The 7,504-nt window shown below is 39.9% G+C and carries 7 protein-coding genes; 2 read left to right on the top strand and 5 right to left on the bottom strand.

Annotation, left to right across the window (positions count from 1 at the left end; all coding sequences use genetic code 11):
• On the top strand, nt 1-669 hold a 669-nt coding region (locus tag BCU91_RS01675), incomplete at its 5' end, for a site-specific integrase (protein ID WP_157936255.1).
• Between the two features lie 63 nt (nt 670-732).
• Here BCU91_RS01675 and BCU91_RS01670 read toward each other — a convergent pair.
• From BCU91_RS01670 to BCU91_RS01655, 4 genes are read right to left on the bottom strand one after another with little or no spacing between them, the layout of a single operon-like run.
• Entirely contained in the window at nt 733-3,120 is a 2,388-nt protein-coding gene (locus BCU91_RS01670) for a restriction endonuclease-like protein (protein ID WP_102530756.1), read from the bottom strand.
• A 12-nt stretch (nt 3,121-3,132) separates the two neighbouring features.
• Complete coding sequence (locus tag BCU91_RS20325) at nt 3,133-5,028, bottom strand: hypothetical protein (protein WP_198590415.1); 1,896 nt, start codon at nt 5,026-5,028, stop codon at nt 3,133-3,135.
• Nucleotides 5,029-6,321 (bottom strand): DNA cytosine methyltransferase, encoded by a 1,293-nt coding sequence (locus tag BCU91_RS01660; RefSeq protein WP_102530755.1) that lies wholly within the window; start codon nt 6,319-6,321, stop codon nt 5,029-5,031.
• Nucleotides 6,314-6,646: a MarR family transcriptional regulator gene (locus BCU91_RS01655; RefSeq protein WP_241904017.1), complete on the bottom strand. Its 333-nt coding sequence runs from the start codon at nt 6,644-6,646 to the stop codon at nt 6,314-6,316. Before BCU91_RS01655 ends, BCU91_RS01660 begins: the two co-directional genes overlap by 8 nt.
• A 317-nt stretch (nt 6,647-6,963) precedes the next feature.
• Here BCU91_RS01655 and BCU91_RS01645 point away from each other — a divergent pair, with 317 nt between their 5' ends.
• Entirely contained in the window at nt 6,964-7,170 is a 207-nt protein-coding gene (locus BCU91_RS01645) for a hypothetical protein (RefSeq protein ID WP_102530753.1), read from the top strand.
• Here BCU91_RS01645 and BCU91_RS01640 read toward each other — a convergent pair.
• Complete coding sequence (locus tag BCU91_RS01640) at nt 7,167-7,445, bottom strand: helix-turn-helix transcriptional regulator (RefSeq protein ID WP_241904016.1); 279 nt, start codon at nt 7,443-7,445, stop codon at nt 7,167-7,169. The genes BCU91_RS01645 and BCU91_RS01640 overlap by 4 nt on opposite strands.
• Nucleotides 7,446-7,504 lie beyond the last annotated feature (59 nt).

Here is a 7,504-nt window from a genome sequence, read left to right as displayed (position 1 = left end):
AATCCAGCGAGTGCATTTTCGGTTACTGATGCTGGTGGAGTAGAAAAGAGTAAAGACAGAGCCTTAACCATCGAAGAGCTCACTCAATTTTTTAAAATCGCACGTGACAATAGCGACAGCTTTAGCCGTGGCAATTATCTCGCTTGTGCATTGCTGGTGACATTAGGGGTTAGGAAGTCGGAATTGGCAGAAGCACCATGGAAGGAATTTGATTTAGAGCAGCAAGTTTGGAACTTATCGAAAGAGCGCAGTAAATCCGGTGTTGGCATTGTTATCCCATTACCAGAGATCGTCATGGGCTGGATTGAAGAGTTAAAAATGAGAGCTTGTGGTTCCGAGTACGTATTCCCTAACAGGCGCTCAAGTAAAAATGCACATATGGGCAAAGACACCCTTAACAGAGCCATCACTAAACTCTTTGGTCATGAAGCTGGCAAAAAGAAGCAACCACCCAACTTAATGGGTGATATGGCACACTTTACCGTCCTTGACTTACGCCGTACTTGCCGCACCCTACTAGCCAAACAAGGTACGCTCGGGCATGTAGCAGAGCGATGCCTAAATCATAAGCTTAAAGGTGTTGAAGGCATTTATAATCAGCATGATTATTTTGAAGAGCGGAGAGAGGCTTTAAGTAAGCTAGCTACAGCACTCCAGTCGTCCATTTAGTTTCTTTTACTATTATGCTCAGCCAAACTATGCCCATCAACATGAGGCTTGTGGTGCTAAAGTCTAGCGTAAACTTCGCTCATAAACAGGCATGATTTCAGTGAGTTCATTTGCCGCTTGCATTTCATCTAGTTTAGCCAGCTTCAACGATAGTCTATATCCAGAAGTAGAATCACACTGGATCGCTTGGTCCAGTGCAATAACTTCACCAAGTTCAAGTAACCAGTATTCGTCTTCCCCAACTTTTGAGACCTTAATACCCGCTTGCTCAGGAGTAATATCATCACGCTGTAACTGCACTGCATTTTTAACTCGGTAAACCATCGTTATTTCAAGCTGGCTTTCATTGTTGGCTATCACTGCCAAGTATCTCAACTCTTGAGCTATATGTTTTCCGAATTTCCGATCGAATACAGTGACTGGAATATGAAACCACTTTGCCAATCCATTGTTAAAATTATCAATGTACTCTTGTTCACGGCTTTCACCAAGTTTCGAAATCAAAACAAGATCATGGTGAAGAACTTGCTGCATTCCTGAGTATGGAATACGTGCTGGTTCATTAACATAAAGATCATCACGTATCGATTCAGTAGTATAAGCGCTGACACCCGTTCCTAGCTGATGCTGTAAAAAGGCTTTGAGCCAGGAGTTCTTGTTGCCATTAGCATTAGGCAGCAAAGCAAAGGCACCAATCCCGACTTCAGCTATCATCGATTGGTATGGATTTTCATCATTTTTTTGGTCATAAAAGCCTGGGTATAAAGCAAAGGCACCAAAAACTGGACGGCTTTTGCTTCTAGACTCTTTTTGCTCATCAACTCGAATTAAGGCATCTCTATACCGGTGCATCTGATTAATCGCATCGTCGGGCACGTAATCGTTACAATCAATATCATCTACGTCATATCGATTGTTTTGGGTCTTTATGCGGTATTTTGCATCAAACAACCAAATGCACGCCTTACCATCAGGGAAAGTAACTTCTAACAATATGTCGGGTTTTTGTGTCACACCAAACGACCGAATATGTTTACCGTCTCGACGAAAGACTGGTTCATGGGCTAACTTTGCCCTAAGCCCATCGGCTCGTTCAAATGCAAATGCAAATGCCCCCGCACCAGTTAAACCATCTTTAAGTTGTAATTTAAAATAGTCATTAAGCTTTAGCTTTGTTTTTTTGTGTTCATTTTCTTGAAAGCCAAGCACTTCTAATAAAATTGTTCGTATTTCTAAAAAGCACCATACTTCATACGTTTCCGCGACAGACTTCATTGACACTGTTGAGTGCTTCGCAAAAATATCCAAGTAGTATTTTAGTTCCTGCCACACCTTGTAAACCGTGCTGTAGCCCGTTTTTTGCTGCAAAACTAGAGATTCACGATGCTGCCCACTAAAGTGCCCCACCTCTTTCAAGAAGCTGTGTTTTTCCATTTTCATCAGTGGCTGTTGCCACTCTTTCAACTCATTCAAGAAGCGCTCAGATAGACGGGCATACGTTTTCTCACCTTTGTTGTTATCAGCCTCGAGCTTCTGGGACATTCTTTCTAGCTGCTGTTTACATTGAACAACGACCATCTTGATGTATCTATTTTCTGGCGTATCTACACTGAGGTGCTGTTTTTGTTGTTGATATCGCTTGTCATATATTTTATTGTCAATATCCTCTTTTACGCGCTCAGACAATCGATTTGATAAACGACCTTTGAGTCGATCTGCTCTAATACTAACGTTTTTTTTCTGTAATCGGTTATGTGGTGAGTTTGCGATAACTTTCAACCCGACCTCAAGTGACGTTCTCAACGCCTTAAACTGCGCTAACCACAATAGTGGGAAGTTACCACGATGTTGACTCTTATCTGCGCTTTGTTCGGTATTCTCCGCCAAGCTGAACCGCCATAATGGAAAGGTCTCATCGATCCGGCGATACATAGCAGGTAAGTCGTTGTTCAGCTGCATCTTCGTTGGCAAGACTTCTAGGGTCAGCTTAAGTCGCTTTTCCTTGCCTTTAATGCAATAAGTAAGAGGTAACGAAAATTGGCCAATATCATTACCTGTATTAATAGTACCAATTAGGCTGGCTGCACTATGTTTGCGTTTAGACGTAAACCGGAAAGCATCAACAACCCCTTTAAGAGCATGAGTGATAAAAGCCTGTTCAATGCCTTCTTGCAAAAATACCCACTCAAATTGATATTGAGCATTTTCAAAAAATAACGGGGCTGGAAGAGTTACCTCAGACAAAGGAGAGTCATCAATCAGCACACTCTTTTGGTCACAGATGGTTATGTTTTCTGGTCTGATTGCAGGCTGAATTTGCAATTTACTAAGAGGTGTCCGTACTCCTCTTTGGCTAAGCATATTGAAATAAGTACTTTGCCTTGCCTCAAGGTGCTGGCTACTTATTGTTAACTCCCACTCAGGTGTTTCTATACAAATCAAAGTTTGCATGCCTACCACCTTTTATGGCCAAAAACTTGTAAAGCCATTATTCAATTGGTCGCTCATCCATTCAAGTTTTCCCTTGCTTCGACACTCTATTGTTATTAGAGGATCATCTTCAAGCGATTTACGAAATAGATCTTGGCGAGACTTTGTAGCCCAAATCTTATTCAACTGCTCGCTAAGTAGTGCACTAAGCTGCTCTAATATTGAGTTATCGCTATCACCTTTCGTGAGCTTATCAATGTCACCTTCTATACGAGGTAACACCTTACACATTAAAAAGTCATCCCATACAGATTGAAGCTCGACTTCATTATTGGGTTTTTGTGTAATTACAGTTAGAAGCAATTCATTTAAAGCACGGTATGCAAGCTTAAATGGGGTGTTTTCCAAAATATCATTAATTTGCTTTAGGAAAGCGACAGACAAAGTGCCATCTTTATCAAAAGTACTACTTAGTTCAGTCTTGTTTCGTCCATCAGTAAGCACTGGGTAGCTAAGCGCTTTAGGTTCTGAGGTTGCATCAAAAAAGGCATCAAAATCATTAGGAAAGAACTCACCAAAATCAAAAGTTAATGCTCGATCAATTACTTTTCGAGAGAAACCATGTGTGGTTTCATCCATATTGACCGTACCCGCTACAATTAAATTAAACGGGATGCTAATGCCATTAGCAACAAAGTGGTCCCATAACTCATCGTGGTCAATTAATCCCAACTCACCCTTAAGTTTATCTTTATCAACCGCCTCAAACACTGTCGCTTTTAATAGCGGATCGCATTGGTAAGTAAAATCATTACCTTGCCAAGCCCATTCTCTGGTTTCTAGCACGGAGAGATAATCTGCGAAATACTGCTCTACCGGTGCCAGATTCATTTCATCTAAACAAAGCCAGTAAGGTTTTACTTGTCGCTGTTGGTTTTTCTCACCAACCACCTCTTTACCTTGGAGAGTGATCCCAGCATCTTTTATCGCAATCCAAGCCTTCACTATAAACTTCAGTACATCGGTAACAATGTACTCAGCATTATCGTTAAGCCTTGATGTATAGCCTAATAAATCTGATGGCTCATGCCAATCAGGGCGGACTGACGTCAGGCGGTACGTGTCTTCTATTGAGCCAGTTTTTTCGGCTTGCTTACGGACAAAACGAGTTTTACCTGTACCCGAGATACCAGCTAGGAGAAGGAACGGCTTGCTAATAGTTGCTTCTATATCGGAACTTGATGAAGACAACGAGATAACTTTACTGGGTTTGCTCCCTAAACTCAGATTAAAATCTTCGCATACATCAAAGTCTGTAATATTCACTATGTGTTTTATTTCTAATTTAGCATATAGAGTTTGCGCAAATGGTGCACCACTTAGCTCGCTAGCCTTCTTTTTTATTAGCCCTCCATCTATCTTTACGGCTTTATTCCCATCATCACCGTTATATAACTTTAGCAAATCTTCTCGGGCGCAAGGTATAGGTGATGAGAAGTCTAGGGTGTTATTTTCTTCTTCGTAAAAAAAAGCACTGTATATATCTGTTGGGAACTGCTTCTTAAAAAATGAAATAGCATGTTCAGTTGAGTCAAATTTCTCCCACCAAAAAAGAGTCACACAAGTATCTAAGGCTGGGATTTTTCTTCCCTTAAGATAAGCGGTTTTTGCCTTATCAAGCCATGATTCTGAAAACAACGCATGCCAATCCTTTTTTGAATACCTAGCATCAGGCTCCACAAGTCCAAAAGCTTTATCCGCAAGAAGAGAAAAACCCTCCATATCTGCCTTTGCCTGCCTCAGCGGAATCAGCCACTCTTTAATATTAATGCAATAAATAAGCAGCCCTAAAAAAGTATCTCCACGAACAGTAAGATCGGAAATACGACCTCTACAAGCAAATAAATCTTCTTTATTAACGTATCCCATTTATAAATATTCCTTTATTTTTTTAGCCAATCTATCAATTACGGATACTGTCACAGAATTTCCAAGCTGCTTATATGATTGGGCATTAGAAGTTTCAAATTTAAACGAAGAAGGGAAACCTTGTAACAACAAGCTTTCATGAACAGTTAGCTTTCTTCCTATATCCCACAGCTTAGGTACTCTATTGGCAATAATTGTTGGTGCATATGTATCTAAACATGCATAAAAAGCTTCCTGAATTTGTGTCTTTGCGACATCTCCAACGTGAAACCTTAAAGCCCCATCTGCTTTTTGGAAAGAAAATACGCCATGCTTCCCCTTTTTTGTGTGCGGAGCATATTTAGAGCTATCGTGCTTGACTCGCTCTTCCAAAGAAGAGCGCGAGAAGTGATATTCTATCCTTTCTTTTTCAAAATCAGTTATTTGGTAAGCTTTGCCTGACTCTTCTAAATCAACAATATCTCTTAATGTTGTATTTCTACCTTCTGAAGAGGGGAATTCGAAGTTTGAAGCAAGATCTTTTCTCATTGCCACACAAAACCATCGCTCTCTAAATTGAGGAACTCCATAATCAAAACTATTGAGAATTGTCCAAAATGGTACATAACCCGCTTCATCTAAGGCTTTCAAAGCGATAAACATCGTTTCACCTTTGTCATGGGACTTAAATCCTTTTACATTCTCTAGTAAAGCTACTTTGGGTCTTTTACTTTCCAATATTCGTAAAACATCAAAAAATAGTGTCCCTCTAGTTTTATCCTCAAACCCCTCACACAGACCTGAATAACTAAATGGTTGACAAGGAAAACCTGCTAGAAGAACATCGTGCTCAGGTATATCTTCTTCGTTAATTTTTGTAATATCACCTAAAGGTAACTCACCATGATTCAACTTGTAGGTTCCTTGGGCAAACTTATCAAATTCAGATGAAAAAACACAAGTACCACCATTTTGCTGAAACCCTAACCTCATACCACCTATGCCCGCAAAGAGATCAATGAACTTAAAGCTCCCGTTTTCTGATGGTTTCAACTCCAATCCACCAAAGACTTGATTAAAAAAGTCCAAACGGTCAGTAAACACGCCTTCACTCGCCAAGCAAGCAATAACTTCTTTTTTCAAGTTGTCAGCAGACGCTAATTCTTCCCTACAAAATAATTGACTATCTGTAGCAATAGCATGCAACCATTGATCAATTAAGGCTTCAACTTCACTGTCTTGTGGTACATGTGGAATGGCTAAAGGCTTCAGAAGTGCTTCTGCTTTTAGAATGGTATTAGATTTATTATTCATTATTCACTACTACTAAAAATTCTTGATAGATGGCCTTAGGACAGAGCATTTTATTCATATGCTGCATTTCAACTAAGTTGTATTTTCCTAAAGTTTTCAGTGTTCTCGATACATTACTTACAGCGCGTCCAGTTAAGATGGCTAGTTCTGTCACTGACTGAGGTTGTTGTTCCGCGATTACTTTTAACAAGTATTGGTTTTCTTTCGATAGTACATTAGCCACCGATTTCAGAGAATCGAACCAAATATCCACGGTATAATCTGGATCTAATTGCTGCCCACGAATTCCTATCACGCAACGCTTTTGTCTTATCTCTTCTGCCACAATCATTCAAACCTACACTGTATGAATACACACATTAAATGCTATCTTATCAGCAGGTGATAATTGGACAAGTGATTTTTATATTTTTAGCTACCCCTCCACACCTATAACGTCCCACACTACCACTCCAACTTTCGTTCTTTATGGAAGCTAGAGACAGACATGCCAAGTAACTCTGCGGCTTTCGATTCCCCAATATACTCCTCACCTAAAGCACGGTAAATTGTACGTCTGCATTATTGTGACTTATAGTCTAAGGACCTTTGATGCAACACCTACGATAATCAGGTAAATATCATCACATTAAACACACAGAAATGAGTAAATTAAAAAAACTGAACCTCCCATATGAAGAAACTTATCTTGGATTTGATATTTACATTGAGACAAACCCAGATGAGTACCGCGAAGGTTTTTGCTGGTCAATAAGCCGAAATGACGAAGAACATGATTATGGGCTAGACTTTGAAGCTCAGCAGGCCCTTGAAGCAGCTTATAAGGCTATCGAAAAGTTAACCAGCTAATCGACAGCCTTAACCATTTTTAGGTGATTATGGAGTGTTTCAACAAATTCTGATTGACTTACACCCAAAGCCAAAACGATCGTTTCTAATGAGTCCAAAGTAATATTTCGAACACCACGTTCTACTCCGGAGATATAAGTTCTATCTATCCCTGACTTCCTTGCCAATTGCTCTTGGCTCAAACCAGCGTCAAGACGTAAGCTTTTCAATGTTGATGCGGTTACCTGCCTTAAAATCATTCTCGTTTCATCAATGTATTCAATTACCCCTAGCATCAACTTTTCAAACTAAAAACTCAACAGACTATGAGTCACATTGTAGTGGTCAAGAAATA

Origin of the sequence: Shewanella sp. 10N.286.52.B9 (assembly GCF_002873635.1) — a bacterium.
Classification (GTDB): Bacteria; Pseudomonadota; Gammaproteobacteria; order Enterobacterales; family Shewanellaceae; genus Shewanella.
The sequence above is the reverse complement of the archived record's forward strand: the minus strand, read 5'-3'. Positions and strand labels throughout refer to the sequence as shown.

What these genes read in the sequence shown, in the direction of transcription:
- BCU91_RS01670 (WP_102530756.1), bottom strand. Translation starts at nt 3,120, where the DNA reads ATGCAAACTTTGATTTGTATAGAAACACCTGAGTGGGAGTTAACAATA.
- BCU91_RS20325 (WP_198590415.1), bottom strand. Translation starts at nt 5,028, where the DNA reads ATGGGATACGTTAATAAAGAAGATTTATTTGCTTGTAGAGGTCGTATT.
- BCU91_RS01660 (WP_102530755.1), bottom strand. Translation starts at nt 6,321, where the DNA reads ATGAATAATAAATCTAATACCATTCTAAAAGCAGAAGCACTTCTGAAG.
- BCU91_RS01645 (WP_102530753.1), top strand. Translation starts at nt 6,964, where the DNA reads ATGAGTAAATTAAAAAAACTGAACCTCCCATATGAAGAAACTTATCTT.
- BCU91_RS01640 (WP_241904016.1), bottom strand. Translation starts at nt 7,445, where the DNA reads ATGCTAGGGGTAATTGAATACATTGATGAAACGAGAATGATTTTAAGG.